This window comes from Shewanella sp. KX20019, assembly GCF_016757755.1.
Classification (GTDB): domain Bacteria; phylum Pseudomonadota; class Gammaproteobacteria; order Enterobacterales; family Shewanellaceae; genus Shewanella.
The window spans coordinates 4,280,982-4,300,290 of record NZ_CP068437.1; the positions used below are offsets into that span (position 1 = coordinate 4,280,982).

The following is a 19,309-nucleotide window of genomic DNA, read 5'->3' on the forward strand; positions in this document are numbered from 1 at the left end:
TAGCGCCTAGAGGTGGCAATCTAATATGTAAGCTATTGCACCCGAAAGTGCTTTATAGCAAGCCATTATAGGAATCACTGCCTAGTTATAATGACTTTTTATGAAACGCATCAATACTGGCTACTTTCTGCTGTTGTTTAAATTCAGCAAATGCAGCATCTTTAAACTCGGTGCCACGCAGCTGTACTACCACACGACTGAGTTTTCCTTCGCTATTAAGATCGCCGTATAACGCTTGTACATCAGCTAAGGTCACCACTTGAACAACGTCAATCAGTTGCTGCTGACTGACAAAATCAGTTTTGCGTTCAAGCCAATCTTTATAAAATGGCCAAGCTTCTTCTCTGATGTTTTTCGGCGGTTGCACTAGCCCAACTAAAACACTCTCTCTAATCGCAACAATACTTTCTTCTTTGGTTGTCGCAAGCTCTTTGTCGAATTGGTTTTTAAATGCATTGAAGCGACTCAGAAGTTCATTGGGACCTTTAACGGGAGATTGAATGTACATTGCCATCAACACATGCTCACGCATCCTCTGGCTAAAGAAACCAACCGAGTAGCCCAACTGCTCCTCTGTTCGCAACTGCTTATGTGCACTAGGCTGAATAAGCTTCTGCAACACCATAGCGGTTGCAGCGGCCTTTGGCGTTAACGATGTAAAACTTGCATCAACTAAGCCAACATCAGTCATGTTAACATCTGTTTGCAGGTTAACGACTGATGCAGCAGATAACGCAATTAAAGGTGAAAAATATACAGGTTCAATAACTCGCTTTTTCGGTAGAGCATCCACAAGCTGCTTAACCGTTTTGGTTAACAATGTCTCTTGGTAATTACCAAAAGCAAAAAAACGCGGCTTGCCACTTTTAAATAACTGTGACTTAAATACATTAAGTTCACTCGGTGTAATTGAGTCGATGGCCGAAAGTAGACTTGAATCTTCAAACTCATCTGCAGTAAGTAACTTATTAAATGTTTGAAAAGACTGTCGAATGACAATCTGCTTTTGATTGCTTCGTAGCTCCGCGGCATAGCTAGCTTTCAAATTAGTGAGCTCAGCATTGCTCACTTCATAGCGTTGCAATTTATCAAATACCGTTAGTAGTAATTCAGCTTGCTTGTCTGTAAAACCTCGAACCCATGCAGACAGGCCATTATTAACCTCTACCGAGAGGTACATGCCTGCTGCACGAGATTCACCATAAACCGCGGGGAGTACGTTATTCTCCCACGACTTGACTAGCAGTTGTGCCATCACCTGCTGCTTTGCGGTCTGCTTATCGATATCACTATTAAGTTTTGCCGCCAAATAACCTTTAGGTTGACTAAACTGCTCTGAATGAGTCAGATAAACTTCAACTTCTTTACTATCAAGAATCAGTTTTGGAGAGGTATATTTGGCTTTTACTACCTCAAAGTTTTCCGGCATTAAACGGTTAACACTTGGCAGCTTTAACTCAATATCGTTGGCTTTTGCTTGCCAAATATTACGCAGAGAATCATCTATCGTTTCTACCTTATATCGACCCTTAAAGTACTCCATGTCAGTATCGACCGGTTGAGCCTGATCGATATACAGCACCCGCGAGTTTTCTACCGTTAACTGCGATAGCACCTTGTTGATCTCGGTCGCGTCAAAGCGCTCGTATTCATAAGCATAATTTAATACCGATTGTGGCTCATACTTTTGTAATGTTGCAGCAATTCGCATTGCATAAGCGTAATCGTTATATTTCTCCACAAACCTAAAGTCATTATCTAGCGATTGCTTTATCTCTTGGTAATATTGCTCATCAACACCTTTACTTTGCAGTAATGCTATGTATTTAAAGATAAGGCCTACAATCAAATCTCTATTTTCTAGGCCGCCAGCTGTTAGCTCAGAAGTAATTGTGAAGCTGCCTTGGCTGCCATATTCACTTGGATCAGCACTAGCATATAGGTTTTCTATTAAACCTAATTCTCGAAGTTTAGCAGACAAGGTATCAGGCATTTCGCTGCCGATAAGGTGTGCTAAATATTCATTTGGTTTAACCTGAAATTTTGACAGATTATTAGCAATAACAAATTTGACTTGCAGCTGATTGAGTTCAGTTTGTGGTACATAACGAATAAGCTTGTTCACGTTACTTGGTGTTGCTGCTAGCGCTTTTATAACTGGCTTATCGATACCATTATTTGGGATCACGGAAAAGTGCTTCTTCGCCAGCACTTCCATCTCATCAAGAGAGCGATTGCTAATTAAACTCGCTTTCATTAGATTTGCAGAGTAGTACTTATCAAAGAAAGCCAACAACTCTTTTTGCAGTGTTCGCTCACCTTTATCCGACAGTGAATTGAGATTTCCCCAGTTAAACTGCGAAATCGGATGGTCTTGATTAAGTGTTAACCCGTCCAGCGCCCCCATGATCACATAGTCATTAGGCCCTTTCATACTCCACTCTGAATGCACTGCATTACGTTCTTTATCCGCGTATTTGGCATCGAGTAATGGTTCATAAAAGAAGCCTGAAAAGCGGGCTAATGCTTCGTTGTAAGCGCCATTGTTAACCGCAATCATGTAGTTGGTATGATCGAGTTGAGTGTACGCATTTATAGTACCGCCATTCTTAGCAACAAAGTCGGCATATTCACCCACTTTAGGGTAAGTCTTCGTCCCGAGGAACAGCATGTGCTCTAGGTAATGAGCTAGGCCGCCAAACTCTAGAGGCTCTTGATATGAACCGACCCCTACACTCAATGCCGCTGCAGATTTTTCAATACTTGGGTCCGATACCAGCACTACCTCTAACTCGTTATCCAGAGTAATGACACGGTAACTGCGCTCGTCATTAACACTTTTCTTAATTTCGTTTGAGTCAACCACACTAGATGCATTTGCAACAACGGAACTTGCTTGCTCAGCAACTGATTGCTGCTGACTACAGCCGCTGCTAATCACTGCAATGGCACATAAGCTCATCGTTAGGCAAAGGTACTTTTTAGATCTCATATATCTTCCTTGAACTGTGACTAATTAGAATAAACCAGCTCAAGGTATACTTTATACTCAGGTTAAATGCAAAACCCTTGCCCTACACGAAAAATCAACCCGTCACCAACAAACCATTAAAAAAGGCCCCTTAATAGGGGCCTTTTTTATTTCATCATTCGATGAGGTTTATTTGAGTTCCTGCTCAAAAAGCTTATGTATACGGCGATATTCATCTAACCAGCTTGACGGTTGACGGAAACCATGGGGCTCAACCGGATAGATAGCCGTTTCAAACATTGGCTTCTCAAGTTCAATCAAACGTTGTACTAAACGCACACTGTCTTGAAAAAACACATTGTCATCCAATACGCCGCTCATTATTAATAATGGCTTTTGTAACCCTTCGGCATGCTCAATTGGCGAGCTGCGCTCATAAGCGATTGGATCAACATCCGGAGTATTCAAGATATTGGAAGTATACGGTGCATTATAATGTGCCCAATCAGTGACAGGGCGCAGAGCTGCACCCGCTTGGAATAGTTCAGGCTCGTTAAACAGCGCCATAAACGTCAAGAAGCCACCATAAGATCCACCGTATGTCCCTACTTTGCCGGCATCGACATTAGCATTCGCCGCCATCCAGCTCACACCGTCTTTAAGATCTTCAACTTCCGGTGTGCCCATTTGACGGTACACTGCAGTACGCCAATCTCGGCCGTAACCTTTTGAACCACGGTAATCCATATCCATGACCACATAGCCTTGTTGCGCTAGTAAGTTATGGAACATGAACTCTCTAAAGTAACCAGAGAAGCCGTAGTGAGCATTTTGCAGGTAACCTGCACCATGGTTAAAAATAACCGCCGGATACTTGTCAGCGTTGTCTTTGCTGTACCCTTGTGGCAAATAAACTCGAGCATACACGTCGCCGGCACCATGAGTAGATGGAACAGCGACAACTTCTGGCGCTTGCCATGCATAATCTTTAAATGCGGCGCTAGTGTAATCTGTCAGCTGCTTTATCTCGCCGCCAATCGGTTGCACGAAAAGTTCAGCAGGTTTTATGCGAGTAGAGGCATTAAGGAGTAGCTGTTCGCCATCTGGACTCAAACTGTAGTCGAGCTGGCCCTGCCACTGGGTTAACTGCTCATCTTTACCGGTTGCGATCTCTACCCGATACACATTATCAATACCAGGATGACTCTTATTGGCTTTGTAATAGATAAACTGCGCTTTGGGCCCTAAGGTAATATCGCTGACGACATATTGACCTTGCGTAAGTGCCTTAGCTTTCTCGCCATTAGCTTTTAGATAGATATGTGAGTAGCCAGTTTCTTCAGAAAGGTAATATAGGCTATCGCTATTAGGTAACCAGCCATACTGATTAAAGTTGTAGTTTATCCAAGCATCATCATGTAAACGATGCTCTGTCTTCAAACTGCCTTTGCTTAAATCAACTGTCGCTATCCAACGATCTTTATTATCAACGGCTTCTAACATCACTGCGACTTTATCGCCATTTGCTTGCCACTGAATAGCACTTTGTGACCAGCCCCAATCTTGGATTCGTTGCACTTTACGTGGCAACTTCTCACTCTTATAACTTTCACCTTTTGCTTCGGCATTTTCGGTTTTAACAGAAGCTAGTACATCTTCATCAAAGCCCGTTAAACCTTCGATGGTGATATCTTTTTTAGTGTGAGTTTGCAGATCAAGAACGACTAAACGTTCGCCTGCTGGCGTATCTTCGGCAACACGGGCACGTGCAGGCACGGCATCGACATAACCGTCTTTACCTAGGTAGTTAGGCATGATGTCGTGTTCGCCGCGCCAGCTGTAATCTTTATCACGCAGCGACAGTAATACATAGCGTCCATCCGGAGACAAGCTCAGCTCGGTAACGACTTCGCTATTGCCCAAATACCATGTCTTAGCTGACATAGTCGGATCTGCTTTAGCTAATGCTTCTTTATACTGCTCTTTAGATTTAGCGTTACTCTGCTGCAGTGCTACGTACTCGATAAGGCGCTGCTGCTGTTTAGCGATGTAAGTTGCAGGCTCTTGGACACCTTTTGGCTCAACTGCCATTTTGATGTTGGCCAGCTGCTCAGATAGACCTGAGTTACTGTCAATCTTGAAAATGTTATCGCCCTGCCAATAGGCAATATCACCATTGATAAGAAAACGCACGCCATCAACTTTAGTATTTTGGCGAGTTAGCTGAGTGATCTTTGCTGATTCGAGATCTTTGACGAACAAGTTGCCCTGATAGATGTAGGCTTTACGGACTTTTTTATTATCCAGTACACCGTACTCTTGATCTGCCGCGTGCAATTGATTTAACGCAAGCTCGTTAGCTTCAGAACCGGTCAGATCTTGTTGATAATAATTACGCGTCGGATTGCCATGAGCTTGACGTGCGAAGTAGACAGATTGGCTATCATCGCTCCAATAAGCGCCTTTTGCGAGTAATCCCATCCAGTCGGGATTAGCCATTATTTGATTAAGCGTAAGTGCTTGGTCAACTTGCGGTGGTGCAGATAAAGTGACAGCATTTTCTGAAGTCACTGGCTCAGGTGTAACTGTGGTATTAGTTGCCGAGCAGCCTGCTAAAATAGCAACTGTTAGAGCACTCAATCCGATATGACGAATGACGCTTTTCATTATCCATCCCTTTTATTATTGGTATTTTTGCGGACTTTTATATCACACTTTAGCAACGGGATTGGTTTAAAACGCAGTTAATTTGTAACAGATAGTAGCGACTTAGGAGCGATTATTGTTTCACGGTTATTTTTAGCTCAATTTATTGGCTATGTAACGAGGCGGGGCTAGGGGTTTAGTCGTTTTCAACAGCTAGCCTGCAGCACAAATAGCTAAGAAATGCGGCTTTAAGGCTTATTTTGAAGCAGCTAGTTTTTAGCGGTGTTGAGCAGCTGTCCTTAGCAGCCAATAGATCATTGCCGAACGGGCCCTAGCAACATTAAGTTCGCAAAGGTCAAGTTCGAGGCATAAGTCGTTTCTAGGTGGTACCAATAAAATTGGCTAACAATGCGTGCCCCTGCTCTGTCAAAACAGACTCTGGATGAAACTGCACTGAGTAGATTTTTTGTTCAGGATTGCGCATTGCCATTATTTCACGGCCGTGCAATGGATCGTCATACCAAGCATCCAACACAAAACCAGTTGGAACTGCATCGATTAATAGAGAGTGATACCGCGTCACGGTAAGTGGGTTATTCAAGCCTAGAAATAGCCCCTTGCCTGAATGCGTTATGCGACTGGTTTTTCCATGCATGACACGTTTAGCCTTTACCACATTGGCGCCAAATACTTGCGCAATGGCTTGATGACCTAAGCATACACCTAAGATAGGCAATTTACCCGCAAACTGCTTAATGATGGCAAGCGAAAGACCCGCGTCATTTGGCGTGCAGGGGCCGGGAGAGATAACGATATGGCTGGGGTTGAGCAACTCAATTTGCGCTAGAGTTATTTCATCATTGCGCCTGACCGTGACGTTTTGCTGCAATTGCTGGAAGTATTGCACCAAGTTATAAGTAAAAGAGTCGTAGTTATCGATCATTAAGATCATAAGAGCGCCGTGAGCCTTTATTACACCGCATTATCTATCGCGAAAAACTCTGATAACCATCGGGATAATCGCGTTAAATGTTACTTTGTATTGGGTTTAAGTATTGTTGGGCGCTGATGCTATCACAGTGCCCCTAGATCTTCACTTATAGAGTAGCGTAGATGATCAATACCCCATATTCATTTTGTAGTGAATTTTTGCCAATAAAAAAGCCAGTCAATGACTGGCTTTTCTTTCAGATTACAACCTATTTCACCAAGGTCAAATGACTACGGCGTTTAGGTTCCTTAACCTCTTCTTTGCTCTCTTCAGGCTCGCTTACTTCAACGACAGGTTCTTTCACTACAGAAAGCCCCGCCTCTTCAGCATCATCTATCTCGTAAGATTCTTCTAAATCGAAAACCGTACCAGCGCCATTTTCTCTGGCGTAGATAGCAACAATTGCAGCCATAGGCAGCAATACCTGCTGAGGAACACCACCAAAACGCGCACTGAACTCAATAAACTCATTAGTGATCTGTAGGTTACCTACAGCACTTTCAGTAATATTAAGTACAATTTGACCATCTTTAACATATTGTTGTGGTACTTGTGTGCCAGGCACATAGGCATCAACAACAACATGGGGCGTTAACTGGTTATCCATTAACCAGTCGTAATAAGCCCGTAACAAGTATGGACGATTCGGGGTAAGCTCTTTCATTAGATACCCATGCGCATTTCGCGCTCAGTCTCTGTTAAAGAAGCTTTAAAAGATTCACGATCGAATAAACGAGTCATGTAAGCTTTAATATCTTTTGCAGCACGGTTATCTAGTTCGATACCCAATACTGGTAGACGCCACAATAGTGGGCCTAAGTAGCAATCTGCTAAACCAAACTCTTCACTCATGAAGTAAGGCACTTCACCGAAGATTGGGGCAATAGCCGTTAAGCTTTCAGTCAACTCTTTACGAGCAGCTTCAGCACGATCGCCTTTTCTAATACGCTCTACAAGTGCATACCAATCTTCTTCGATGCGATGCATCCAAAGACGAGTTTGACCACGTGAAACCGGATAAACAGGCATTAATGGTGGATGAGGAAAACGCTCATCTAGGTATTCCATAATGATGCGAGAGTTATAAAGTACTAACTCTCTGTCTACCAATGTTGGCACAGTGTTGTACGGGTTAAGCTCGATCAAATCTTCAGGGATCTCATTTGGATCAACCTGCAGTACGTCAACCGTTACTCCTTTCTCAGCAAGAACGATACGTACTTGATGACTATAAAGGTCATCGGCGCCTGAATACAGGGTCATGATTGAGCGTTTGTTGGCAGCAACAGCCATTGATACCCTCCGGGATTCACAAATCAAAAAGCAAAAAATGCAAAAGCAAACGAGGAGCAAAGCTCCCCGTTTACAATATGCGGATAATACATTCTACCCTTTAATAGGGCTTAGTGTACATCTTTCCAGTATTCTTTCTTTAAGAGGTAGGCCACAATAAAGAAAATAAATAGGAAGCCCATCACCCACCAACCTAAGCTTTCACGCTCAAGTTTTACTGGGTCGCCAGAGTAAACCAAGTAGCCAGTGATATCACGGACGTATTGGTCATACTCCTCAGCAGACAGTGTACCGCCACTCGCAACGAGCGTCCCATCTTCCTGTTTAACTGATAGGCCTTGAAGTTCTTGCAGAACATGCGGCATACCCACAGATGGGAAAACAGTATTATTCACACCAAACGGGCGAGTTTCATCTTTATAAAAACCCTTAAGGTATGAGTAAACCCAATCTTCGCCACGAACACGTGCAACTAATGTTAGGTCTGGAGGCGTTGCACCAAACCACTTAGCAGCGTCTGTTTCAGGAATCGCATTTTCCATGAGTTCGCCAACTTTGGCTTCTCCATGGACATACTTAGCACTCATAACATCTAGCGGGATAGCGAGATCTGTTGCTACTCGCTCATAACGCTGATACTGAGTGCTATGGCAACCTGCACAGTTGTTTTGGAAATGATCCAAACCACGCTGCAGTGACTCTTGATCATTTAGATCAATGTTAGCGTCTTCAAGGTGGGCACCGCCACCAGAAGCCATTGCCAACGTTGGAACTAATGCGACTAATGCAATCAATAATTTCTTCATTAGTGTGTCAACCTCTCTGGTACAGGCTTAGTCTTCTCATTCTTACTGTATATCCACAGCAGTAAGAAGAAGGCGAAGTAAGTCACCGTAAAGAAACGTGCCACATAAGTCAGGATTTCCGTTGTAGGAACTGCACCTAAGTAGCCCAATACAATAAATGATACGGCAAACTGACCAATGTTCAGCTTATGGATCATGCTGCGATAGCGAACTGACTTAACACTACAACGATCTAACCAAGGCAGAATAAATAACACAGCAATGGCTAAGCCCATGCCGATCACGCCTATTAACTTGTCTGGGATCGCACGCAAGATTGCATAGAAAGGTGTGAAGTACCAAACAGGTGCAATATGCTCTGGCGTCTTCATCGGATTCGCCGCTTCAAAGTTTGGCCCCTCAAGGAAATAACCACCACCTTCAGGCATAAAGAACAATACATAACAGAAGACAATCAGGAATCCTGCGACACCCATGATATCTTTCACTGTGTAGTATGGGTGGAATGGAATGCCATCTTTCGGCCAACCGTTCTCATCCTTATTCTTTTTAATCTCGATACCATCTGGATTGTTTGACCCAACTTCATGCAATGCAATTAGGTGTAGGAATACCAACACAACTAACACAAGTGGCAATGCAATAACATGCAGTGCAAAGAAGCGGTTTAGGGTCGCACCGGAGACGACAAAGTCACCACGGATCCACAATGTCAGGTCATCACCGATAAAAGGGATTGCGCCAAATAACGAGATAATTACCTGTGCACCCCAGTAGGACATTTGCCCCCAAGGCAGTAGGTAACCCATAAACGCTTCAGCCATCAACACGAGGAAGATAAGCATACCGAATAGCCATAGCAGCTCTCTTGGCTTCTGATACGAACCGTAAATAATGCCACGGAACATATGAAGATAGATGACTACAAAGAAGGCCGATGCACCGGTGGAATGCATATACCGCAGCAACCAACCGTACTCCACATCACGCATGATGTATTCGATAGAAGCGAACGCACCTTCCGCTGTCGGAACGTAGTTCATTGTTAACCAAATACCCGTAAGCAACTGGTTTACAAGTACTAACATGGCTAACGAGCCAAAAAAGTACCAAAAGTTAAAGTTGGTCGGCGTCGCATATTGCCCGACATGACGATTATACGTCGCTGTCATAGGAATACGTGCGTCAATCCAATCAATGATATTTTTAACCATTACGCAGCTCCTTTATCAACACCGATAATCACGGTGCCATCATCAATATATTGATGTGGAGGGATAACTAGGTTCAATGGAGCTGGTACACCTTGGAATACGCGACCAGCCATATCAAACTTAGAACCGTGACAAGGACAGAAGAAGCCAGATGCAACACCTTCTACCTGCTCACCAAATGTATCTGGTAAGTAAGTTGGAGAACAACCTAGGTGGGTACATAAGCCAACGGCTATGAAGTACTCGGCCTTAATTGATCGCCCTGTGTTTTGTGCGTATGCAGGCTGTTGTGGTTCAACAGAATCTGGATCGCGAAGCTGAGCGTCAATAGCAGGCAGACCATCTATGATCTCCTTGGTACGACGAACAACCCATACAGGCTTACCACGCCATTCAACTCGAATAAGTTGACCTGGCTCGACTTTACTTATGTTTACTTCAACCGGCGCACCTGCTGCTTTCGCTTTGGCACTCGGATTCCATGACTTTATAAACGGAACCGCTACAGCAGCGGCACCAGCACCACCTACTACGGCGGTTGCTGCGGTCAGAAATCTGCGACGTCCGGTATCGACTGGCGCATTGCTCATCCACTTATCTCCAGAGAGTGTTGGAATTTTTGTTTTATTCAAGTTTTTTAAAATCTGACTCAAGTCAGTTAATAAAAATATAAATTTGAGGCGGGGCCCATTATAGCCAAAAATTAGAACCAGATCATAGTTAAAACACATAACTAAGTTAACTATGTTGCTTTTAGTGCCGATTATGCACAAAAAGAAAGCATCTAGCCTAACAATCTCGTCAAATCAGCTCAATAGAACATTAAAAAACACCTTATTTAAACAGAGCTAAATTAGATACTTACGTTGTGAGATGCTGGTTTATTATTGTTATCGATGAATAGTTGACAGAATAGGTAGGAATTAGAATAAGGCAGTAAAATTAATTATTTTACCTACAAAAAAGGCCTAACATTTGTTAGGCCTTTTATATCGAGCGACGAACTTACTTACCAGCAGAGCTCTTCATATATCTAAAGAACTCGCTATTCGGTTCAAGTACCATCACATCACTGTCACCAGAGAAACTCGCTTTATAAGCCTCTAAACTACGTAGGAAGCTAAAAAACTCAGGGTCTTTGGTGTATGCATCTGCATATATCTTAGCAGCTTCGGCGTCACCTTCACCACGCAAAGTAAGCGCTTTACGCTCGGCTTCAGCGGTTTGAATCGTAACACTAGCGTCAGTTTTAGCTCGAATAATCTCGGCTTGCTCCTGACCTTGAGCACGATGCTCTTTGGCTACAGCTTGACGTTCTGCACGCATACGTTGATAGATACTGGTACTAACGTTAGCCGGTAAGTTAATCTGCTTAACCCGCACATCAACGACTTCAATGCCCAAGTCAGCGGCACTTTCTGAAGCATTTTTAAGTGCATCTGACTGCAGTTCATCACGGCTACCAGAAACGATCTCTTTAATCGTACGACGACCAAACTCGGTGCGAAGGTCGTTGTTTATTTTGCGTTGTAACAGAGATTCCGCATTCGCTTTTATGCCACCATTAGTAGACAAATAGTAACGTTCGAAATCCAAGATACGCCACTTCACATAAGAGTCGACCATAAGATCTTTCTTCTCTGAAGTCACAAAACGATCCGCTGCACCATCCAAGGTTTGAACACGAGAATCCAAAAACTTGACCTTATCAAGCATAGGGATCTTTATATTCAAACCAGGGCTATAAACTCGCGTAACACCGTCGTCTTTTAAGACTTTTCCAAAACGTGAAACGATTGCGCGCTCACCTTCATTAACCACTAGAATAGACGACAAACAGATAGCAACAAGTACCGCTGCTATTACCGCAGTAAATTTACCCATTACTTAATTCCTCCCCGTACGGTCTCCTCTTGATGGGCGACCATCAAGAGGCATGCTGCTATTATTTGTCGTGCTGTTAACCGACATCACAGGCTGTGCGGGTTGGCTATTAACGCTGGCAGATTTACCAGATTGGCTATTTTGCATCAGCTTATCTAAAGGTAAATACATCAAGTTACCACTGCTTTTTGCATCAATAAGCACCTTACTGGTTCCACTCATCACCTCTTGCATTGTATCGAAATACATACGCTCTCTAGTGACTTCTGGTGCCATTTGGTATTCAGGCAATAACTGCTCAAAACGAGCAACTTTACCTTGTGCTTCAAGCGTGACTCTTTGCTTGTAAGCTTTGGCTTGTTGATCCATACGTTGCACAGTACCTCGAACCTTAGGTTCTAACTGACGAGAGTAGGCTTCTGCTTCACGAATAAAGCGCTGCTCATCCTCTTGCGCAGCGATTGCGTCATCAAAGGCGTCTCTCACCTCTTCTGGTGGACGAGCAGGCAAGAAGTTAACATCGACAACGACGATACCTAACTTGTAGTTCTCGATGATACGCTCAATCTCATCCCAGGTGTCACGTCGAATTTGATCTCGACCCGTGGTCAAGATATCATCCATCGTGTTATGGCCGATAACATAGCGTAATGCACTGTCTGTCGCTTCTCGCAAACTGGCATCCGCATTAACGACACTGTAAAGATAGTCTCTAGCGTTGTTTACTCGATATTGAACATCAAGTTGCACCAATACCACGTTTTCATCCGCTGTAAGCATGCTGCCTGAAGCTGGAATTGAGCGAACTGTTTGCACATTCACGGGAGTGACTTCATCAATGAAGGTCGCTTTCCATTGAAGGCCCGGATCAACTTCACCAATATAACCGCCAAAACGCAGTGCAACACCCTTCTCAGCTTCTTTGACTGTGTAGAAGCCTGATAGGCCCCACACAACAACTGCAATCGCCAAAACGATAACCAAGCTCATTGCGCTTATGCCACCGCCAGAACCATTACCCTTGCCGCCAAAGCGTTTAGAAAGGTTACGAAAAACTTCATCTAAATCAGGTGGTCCTTTATCGTTACCACCTTTTTTCCCCCAAGGGTCTTGACCCTTGTTACCGGGCTCGTTCCAAGCCATTTAGTACTCCATAGTGTATGAAATAAGCGAGATTACTAAAATAACAATTTATACGACGACTTCATCGACGATAAAAGTTTCTATTTCACCAAGGCTCTGCTTCACCAGTCGACGCCAATCGGCCTCTAACAAGCGCACAGAGATCATACAGTTCCCCAGATCGTCATACTCTTTCTGCTGTATTACATCCAGTTTATAAAACTGGCCTAGATAATGTCCTGCCGAAGCGGGAATTTGCAAGGTTAGTTCTTTAACAGCTTTACCAACTAAATCATTGATAGCTTCTTGAACTAGCTCCAAGCCTTTTTGCTGCTGGGCAGATACCCAGACTCTAATTGGATTCCCCTCATCATCGTAATCAATGCGAGGCTTCACCTCATCCAGCAGATCGATTTTATTGCAAACAATCAATTGTGGAATTTCGTCAGCGTCGATCTCTTTGAGCACTCTTTGCACTTGCTCAAAATTATCTGCCATGTTCTCATCGGCGCTATCCACGACATGCAATAATAAATCTGCTTGTCGTGTTTCCTGTAATGTCGCTTTAAATGCTGCAACAAGATCATGAGGCAAGTGCCTAATAAACCCTACAGTATCGGCTAAAATGACATGACCATCTGGTAACTCTAATTTTCGCAATGTTGGATCTAACGTTGCGAAAAGCTGATCCGCTGCATAAACATCTGAAGTTGTTAATGCATTGAATAATGTCGACTTTCCAGCATTAGTATAACCGACCAAAGACACTGTCGACATATCACTTCGCACTCTAGCTCTACGACTTTGATCACGCTGTTTATCTACTTTAGCTAAACGTCTATTAATAGTACGAATTCGCGCTCTTAACAAACGTCTATCTGTTTCTAGCTGGGTTTCACCAGGCCCACGAAGACCAATGCCACCTTTTTGCCTTTCCAGATGCGTCCACCCCCGAATTAGGCGCGTTGACATGTGGCGCAATTGCGCTAGCTCCACTTGCAACTTACCCTCAAAGGTTCTCGCTCTTTGCGCAAAAATATCAAGGATCAAAGCGGTTCTGTCGAGCACTCGACATTCACACAGATGCTCTAAATTTCGCTCTTGAGCAGGGCTCAAAGGGTGGTTAAAGATAACCACATTAGCATCCGTAGCCGCAACCATCGCAGCTAACTCTTCCGCTTTTCCCGAACCAATAAAAAACTTACGATCCGGAGCACGACGACTTCCTGTAATGACTCCGATTGACTGGGCACCAGCAGACTCAACTAAAAGTTTGAGCTCCTCTAGATCCTCTCGGCTATCCTCATCGGAGAAGTCGATATGGACAAGTACCGCTTTTTCTCCTGCCTCATAACGATCAAACAAAAAGCAATCTCCTTAAAAACTTACTTCTCATCACTTTCATCGTGCTGAGCGTTATAACCAGCTTGAGCATTCGTCGCTTGGTGGTTACTCACGTTAAATGGACGTGAAGGTACCACTGTTGAAATGGCATGCTTATAAACCATCTGGCTTACCGTATTTTTAAGCAAAATAACAAACTGATCGAAAGACTCAACTTGCCCTTGTAGCTTAATGCCGTTAACAAGATAAATAGATACTGGAACGCGTTCACGACGCAATGCGTTCAAAAACGGGTCTTGTAAAGATTGCCCCTTTGCCATTTTCTAATTTCCTTTTTTATGTAATATCAATAGTAATTCGAATACTATAAAACTTTATTCTTTGGTTTTAGTATTATACAGCGACGACCAATAAGCTAGCGACTATATCGCATTACTGTAGCAAGATTGCTTTCAGCTCCGCTTTCTAGCCAGATTAAGTCTGGCCAACCACGTAACCATGTTAATTGACGCTTAGCTAATTGCCTAGTAGCAACAATAGCTTTTTCAACCATAGTTTCATAGTCAAATTCACCATCTAAATGTTGCCAGCATTGTCGATAGCCTACACATCGCATTGATGGCAGGTCTAAATGTAAGTCACCGCGAGCCTTTAGATTTTTCACTTCTTCTACAAACCCTTGACCTAACATCGCCATAAAACGAGTTTCTATCGCTTTATGTAACACCTTTCTGTCGTTTGGCGCAATCGCAAATTGCACAGCTTCGTAAGGGAATCCATCTAATTTGGTTTTCGTTAACTCTGTTAACGACTTGCCACTGATCCGAAATACCTCTAATGCTCTGGCTAATCGCTGAGGATCATTAGGGTGAATACGTTCAGCCGATACCGGATCAATTGTTCTAAGCTCGTCATGTAATGCTTGCCAACCTAGAGTGACGGCTTCTGCAGCTATTTGCGCGCGAATAGCTTCGTCTGCCGCTGGAAGAGGTGATAAGCCCTCAATCAAGGCTTTGAAATACATCATGGTACCGCCCACAAGCAAAGGTGTTTTACCACGACTAATGATCTCTTCTATTTGACTCAGTGCATCTCTTCTAAAATCTGCTGCTGAATAACTCTCAATCGGGTCAATAAGATTAATCAGCCGATGAGGAGCTTCGGCTAATTCTGCGGCGTCGGGTTTAGCACTTCCAACATCCATCTGCTTGTAGATCAATGCTGAATCTACAGAAATAATTTCGCAGTCATGGTTTTTGACAAGCTCAATGGCCAGCGCAGTTTTACCTGAAGCTGTTGGGCCCATTAAGGTGATAACTTTATGCTTTTTCTTGTCAGTCACTCTGAGATTCTTTCATCCATTGCTGCCAAGGTAATACTTGGCTTTGATTATAAAGTGCGCTGACAACACCGTCATCGAGCGTATTAAAAGCTAACCACGCCTCGGCGGTGGCAGTAAAATGACCTGAGGATTGCTCAGCAAGCCAACTAATTAATGCTGCATCACAGGGCAGCTCAAACCGGATCCATTGTAATAACTCGGGGATCAACGAAGCCAATTGGCTATCCCTCAAATATGGGGGCACTTTTTTGATAATCAACTGCCCAAGTCGAATAGATAGCTCAATTCCTAACTTTCTCAGTAATTGTTCTCTACTTTCTATGATCTCACTCCAGACCTTATCAACAGGTACAGCAACTGGCATGAGTAGAGGTTGACCCACCAATCCCTGAGCAAACTTTAACTTTATCTCTTCACGTAAAGTCGCATTAATGACATCAGCGATGCTCAGCAAGCACAGTGTATCTTGTTTCACTATCACCCAATATTTATCTGCTAATACTGGCGGCATATTTACCGCTGCGCCAGCCACTGCAGTGGTGTTCCTGTTGCTTGCCACACTAGCAGAGGCGCTGTTAGTTGTACTAAGCAAACTCCCATAAGCATCTAAGCTGCTTTGTGTGGGTAAACTCACTTCCGGGCGATGAGTAACTGGCCTTAATGGCGCTCTATAGCTTGGATCACTGTAACTTTGTGATGCTGCAGTCGCACGCTCGCTGACGCTAAAAGATGCCGATGGCTTATTGTTGGCTTCAGCATAACCTTGAGAAGCAGCTATTGATTCACCGCTTGCAGATGGAGTTTGATCCACAAGGGTTTTATGTTGTGATTCACTAACTTCTGGCTCCACTTGCAACCCAAGCTCGGCAGATTGCGTCATCGCTGATTGCAACGCTTGCAGAATATAATCATGTACATAACGGCTTTGATGGAAACGCACTTCATGCTTTGCAGGATGCACGTTAACGTCCACTTGATGAGGGTCAAGTTCGAGCATGAGTACATAACCAGGTGAAACGCCGACGGCAAATTCAGAAAATGCCTGTCTCACCGCATGGTTAACCAGTCTGTCTTTAACCAAGCGACCGTTAACGTAAAAGTACTGTGTTTCGCAATAGCCAGACGCTGCATTGGGTGCTTGAAGGTAGCCACTTAACGTTAAATCGTTGTGCTGACAATTAATATGCAAGCACGTTTCCGCAAACGCATTACCACACACTTGCCCTAAACGTTGTAGATATTGAATTTCAGTATTAGCCGGACGATAGTTGCGGACACTTTTACCATTATGCTTAAGGGTAAAGTGAATATCACGCCTGACTAGTGCGATACGCTTTAACCATTCATCTATATGGGTAAATTCAGTTTTATCACTTTTTAAGAAACGACGCCTAGCCGGTGTATTGAAAAATAGATCGATGGCTTCGATAGTCGTTCCAACAGGATGCGCAGCGGGTAATATTTGCACCGCCATCTCAGTGCCTTCAGCTTTGGCTTGCCATGCTTCAGTTTGTTCAAGCGTTCTTGAGGTTAAGGTAAGCCGCGAGACAGAGCTAATACTGGCTAATGCTTCCCCTCGAAATCCAAAGCTCATAATCGCTTCAAGATCATCAAGAGACTTGAGCTTAGAAGTGGCATGGCGAGATAACGCTAGCTCAAGATCCTCCTTCGGGATCCCTAAACCATTATCTCTAATACGGATAAGTTTACTACCACCTTTATCGATCTCGATATCGACTCTGGTTGCGCCAGCATCAAGGCTGTTCTCGACCAGCTCCTTGATAACGGAAGCGGGTCGTTCAACAACTTCCCCTGCCGCTATTTGGTTAGCAAGCTGAGGGGGTAACTTTTCTATGGCCATTATTTACTCTTTCAACTGCAACATGGTTACGCCCGAGGAATGACTAACGTTTGTCCAATCCTTAAGGTATCAGATTTAAGCTTATTGGCTTTTTTCAAGCGGCTAATTGTGATCTGATAACGATGGGCAATAACTGATAATGATTCACCACTGCGTACTTTGTGCTTGGTATTACTTTTACTGGCAAGTAATGAATTAACCGGAGGGTTGGCTTCAAAATACTTAACAACCCCCTTATGTACGGCTTTAGCAATATTATTTTGATGCTCTCGTTGGGAGAGTAACCGCTCCTCCCTATGATTTGAAATAAATCCAGTCTCTACCAATATCGACGGAATATCTGGAGATTTAAGCACGGCAAAACTGGCTGACTCTGGCTTATGCTTGTGTAGTTTAGTTACCTTGCCTAGGTTAGATAACACATCACCAGCAATATTGTGACTAATCGCCATTGAGCGATCCATCGACATATCGAGTAAGGTCATCGCCAAATACTGTTCGTTATCAGTATTTTGAATAATTTCACCGGCACCACCGAGCAGCTCAGAATGTTTCTCTTTCTGCTCTAACCAACGACCAATTTCACTGTTGGCACGACGCATAGACAATACCCAGACAGAAGCACCTCTAGGTTGCGGCGAGGTAAATGCATCAGCATGAATGGAGATCAACAGGTCAGCCTTACTATTTCTCGCTATCTCTGAGCGGCGATTCAAATTGACAAAATAGTCTCCAGTACGCGTCATCACCGCTTTCATTCCCGGTGTTGCATTAATTTTTTGCGCTACTTTTTTGGCGATCTGCAGTACAACTTTCTTTTCGTACATTCCTGTCGGGCCGATAGATCCAGGGTCGTCCCCACCATGTCCCGCATCAATAGCCACGATAACGTCACGCAATGCGCGCGCAGGCTTACTTGTGGGTTTAGAGCTTCCGCTATCGAGGTCAACAACCAATCGATTTCCGTAAGGAGCCGTTGGAGGAAGCGCAAACAAACTTGCTTTTATTGGCTTAACTAAGTCAATTACAATCCTAAGCGTGCCTTTCTCTGGCGGAGAACTCTTTCTAATTTTCTTAACAAGCTTACTGTTGTTAGCAATTTTAGACAGGTTGACTTTGTTGGATGAGTTTTTCAAATCAACAACTAATCGATAGGGATTGGTCAAGGTAAAGTGCGTGTAATTCGGCGATTGACTTAAATCAAAAACAATACGTGTTGACTCGGGCGCAGCCCATACTCTTACGCCTTCGAGTTTATTAGCACTCTGCGCAAAAAATGAAGCACCAAAGGTAAGGAATAGTACAACCAGCTTAAGTATATTATTGTTTATTATCATTATTATTCAAGCGCGCCAATATTTGCTCACCCTTTATAGAGAGAGCCTGTAATTCTATTTGTCGTCCAGTATTAACATATTTAATGCCGATGTGTATATCCGCAGGCGGTAATAGACCATGGCCACGATCAGGCCATTCAACGATACATAGGCTACGTTCAGTAAAATAATCTCGTATCCCCATGAACTCAAGTTCTTCGGGATCATATAGCCGATACAAATCAAAATGAAAAACATCAATTCCGTCTAACTCGTATGGCTCGACCAAGGTGTAAGTTGGGCTTTTTACGGCTCCATCGTGGCCTAAGCTTTGGATCAGTCCTCGGCTAAATGTGGTCTTGCCAGCGCCTAAATCACCACTAAGGTAGAGCGTCAAAGGCGGTGTAATTAGGGCGGATAACTTGGTCCCCAAACATACAGTCTCTTGCTCATTATTAAGATCTAAGGTAATTGTTTGCATATTCATATTGATTTAAAAAGGTGTCCTAGTAACACATT

Annotated in this window: 16 protein-coding genes; all 16 read right to left on the reverse strand. The window is 43.6% G+C overall.

Annotated elements, in window-relative coordinates; all coding sequences use genetic code 11:
* Positions 1 to 85 precede the first annotated feature (85 nt).
* On the reverse strand, positions 86 to 2,992 hold the full coding sequence (locus JK628_RS18520) for an insulinase family protein (protein WP_202286404.1): 2,907 nt from the start codon (positions 2,990 to 2,992) through the stop codon (positions 86 to 88).
* Between the two features lie 168 nt (positions 2,993 to 3,160).
* Complete coding sequence (locus tag JK628_RS18525; protein WP_202286405.1) at positions 3,161 to 5,638, reverse strand: S9 family peptidase; 2,478 nt, start codon at positions 5,636 to 5,638, stop codon at positions 3,161 to 3,163.
* Positions 5,639 to 5,996: 358 nt separating this feature from the next.
* A complete protein-coding gene (locus JK628_RS18530; protein WP_202286406.1) occupies positions 5,997 to 6,569 on the reverse strand; it encodes an anthranilate synthase component II in 573 nt (190 codons plus the stop codon).
* 247 nt (positions 6,570 to 6,816) lie between these two features.
* Positions 6,817 to 7,272 (reverse strand): ClpXP protease specificity-enhancing factor, encoded by a 456-nt coding sequence (locus JK628_RS18535; protein ID WP_202286407.1) that lies wholly within the window; start codon positions 7,270 to 7,272, stop codon positions 6,817 to 6,819.
* A complete protein-coding gene (sspA, locus tag JK628_RS18540) occupies positions 7,272 to 7,901 on the reverse strand; it encodes a stringent starvation protein SspA (RefSeq protein WP_202286408.1) in 630 nt (209 codons plus the stop codon). Before sspA ends, JK628_RS18535 begins: the two co-directional genes overlap by 1 nt.
* Before the next feature lie 110 nt (positions 7,902 to 8,011).
* Complete coding sequence (locus JK628_RS18545; RefSeq protein WP_202286409.1) at positions 8,012 to 8,707, reverse strand: cytochrome c1; 696 nt, start codon at positions 8,705 to 8,707, stop codon at positions 8,012 to 8,014.
* Entirely contained in the window at positions 8,707 to 9,921 is a 1,215-nt protein-coding gene (locus tag JK628_RS18550) for a cytochrome b (protein WP_202286410.1), read from the reverse strand. Before JK628_RS18550 ends, JK628_RS18545 begins: the two co-directional genes overlap by 1 nt.
* The gene (gene petA, locus JK628_RS18555) at positions 9,921 to 10,511 is read right to left on the reverse strand and encodes a ubiquinol-cytochrome c reductase iron-sulfur subunit (protein WP_202289882.1); all 591 of its coding nucleotides are present in this window, start codon (positions 10,509 to 10,511) and stop codon (positions 9,921 to 9,923) included. Before petA ends, JK628_RS18550 begins: the two co-directional genes overlap by 1 nt.
* A gap of 415 nt (positions 10,512 to 10,926) precedes the next feature.
* Positions 10,927 to 11,805: a protease modulator HflC gene (hflC, locus tag JK628_RS18560; RefSeq protein WP_202286411.1), complete on the reverse strand. Its 879-nt coding sequence runs from the start codon at positions 11,803 to 11,805 to the stop codon at positions 10,927 to 10,929.
* Between the two features lie 3 nt (positions 11,806 to 11,808).
* On the reverse strand, positions 11,809 to 12,948 hold the full coding sequence (hflK, locus tag JK628_RS18565) for an FtsH protease activity modulator HflK (protein WP_202286412.1): 1,140 nt from the start codon (positions 12,946 to 12,948) through the stop codon (positions 11,809 to 11,811).
* Positions 12,949 to 12,996: 48 nt separating this feature from the next.
* Positions 12,997 to 14,292 carry a ribosome rescue GTPase HflX gene (gene hflX, locus JK628_RS18570; protein ID WP_202286413.1) on the reverse strand — a complete coding sequence of 432 codons (1,296 nt, stop codon included), beginning with the start codon at positions 14,290 to 14,292 and terminating at the stop codon, positions 12,997 to 12,999.
* 20 nt (positions 14,293 to 14,312) lie between these two features.
* Positions 14,313 to 14,591 (reverse strand): RNA chaperone Hfq, encoded by a 279-nt coding sequence (hfq, locus tag JK628_RS18575; RefSeq protein ID WP_202286414.1) that lies wholly within the window; start codon positions 14,589 to 14,591, stop codon positions 14,313 to 14,315.
* A gap of 95 nt (positions 14,592 to 14,686) precedes the next feature.
* Positions 14,687 to 15,613, reverse strand: coding sequence for a tRNA (adenosine(37)-N6)-dimethylallyltransferase MiaA (gene miaA / locus JK628_RS18580; RefSeq protein WP_202286415.1), 927 nt, complete (start codon positions 15,611 to 15,613; stop codon positions 14,687 to 14,689).
* Positions 15,606 to 17,474 (reverse strand): DNA mismatch repair endonuclease MutL, encoded by a 1,869-nt coding sequence (gene mutL, locus JK628_RS18585; RefSeq protein WP_202286416.1) that lies wholly within the window; start codon positions 17,472 to 17,474, stop codon positions 15,606 to 15,608. Before mutL ends, miaA begins: the two co-directional genes overlap by 8 nt.
* A 26-nt stretch (positions 17,475 to 17,500) precedes the next feature.
* Positions 17,501 to 18,811 carry an N-acetylmuramoyl-L-alanine amidase gene (locus JK628_RS18590; protein WP_202286417.1) on the reverse strand — a complete coding sequence of 437 codons (1,311 nt, stop codon included), beginning with the start codon at positions 18,809 to 18,811 and terminating at the stop codon, positions 17,501 to 17,503.
* On the reverse strand, positions 18,795 to 19,271 hold the full coding sequence (tsaE, locus tag JK628_RS18595) for a tRNA (adenosine(37)-N6)-threonylcarbamoyltransferase complex ATPase subunit type 1 TsaE (protein WP_202289883.1): 477 nt from the start codon (positions 19,269 to 19,271) through the stop codon (positions 18,795 to 18,797). Before tsaE ends, JK628_RS18590 begins: the two co-directional genes overlap by 17 nt.
* Between the last annotated feature and the right edge of the window lie 38 nt (positions 19,272 to 19,309).

Bases quoted from the DNA above. Each gene is read 5' to 3' on its own strand.
- JK628_RS18520 (WP_202286404.1), bottom strand. From the start codon at position 2,992: ATGAGATCTAAAAAGTACCTTTGCCTAACGATGAGCTTATGTGCCATT.
- JK628_RS18525 (WP_202286405.1), bottom strand. From the start codon at position 5,638: ATGAAAAGCGTCATTCGTCATATCGGATTGAGTGCTCTAACAGTTGCT.
- JK628_RS18530 (WP_202286406.1), bottom strand. From the start codon at position 6,569: ATGATCTTAATGATCGATAACTACGACTCTTTTACTTATAACTTGGTG.
- JK628_RS18535 (WP_202286407.1), bottom strand. From the start codon at position 7,272: ATGAAAGAGCTTACCCCGAATCGTCCATACTTGTTACGGGCTTATTAC.
- sspA (WP_202286408.1), bottom strand. From the start codon at position 7,901: ATGGCTGTTGCTGCCAACAAACGCTCAATCATGACCCTGTATTCAGGC.
- JK628_RS18545 (WP_202286409.1), bottom strand. From the start codon at position 8,707: ATGAAGAAATTATTGATTGCATTAGTCGCATTAGTTCCAACGTTGGCA.
- JK628_RS18550 (WP_202286410.1), bottom strand. From the start codon at position 9,921: ATGGTTAAAAATATCATTGATTGGATTGACGCACGTATTCCTATGACA.
- petA (WP_202289882.1), bottom strand. From the start codon at position 10,511: ATGAGCAATGCGCCAGTCGATACCGGACGTCGCAGATTTCTGACCGCA.
- hflC (WP_202286411.1), bottom strand. From the start codon at position 11,805: ATGGGTAAATTTACTGCGGTAATAGCAGCGGTACTTGTTGCTATCTGT.
- hflK (WP_202286412.1), bottom strand. From the start codon at position 12,948: ATGGCTTGGAACGAGCCCGGTAACAAGGGTCAAGACCCTTGGGGGAAA.
- hfq (WP_202286414.1), bottom strand. From the start codon at position 14,591: ATGGCAAAGGGGCAATCTTTACAAGACCCGTTTTTGAACGCATTGCGT.
- mutL (WP_202286416.1), bottom strand. From the start codon at position 17,474: ATGGCCATAGAAAAGTTACCCCCTCAGCTTGCTAACCAAATAGCGGCA.
- JK628_RS18590 (WP_202286417.1), bottom strand. From the start codon at position 18,811: ATGATAATAAACAATAATATACTTAAGCTGGTTGTACTATTCCTTACC.
- tsaE (WP_202289883.1), bottom strand. From the start codon at position 19,271: ATGCAAACAATTACCTTAGATCTTAATAATGAGCAAGAGACTGTATGT.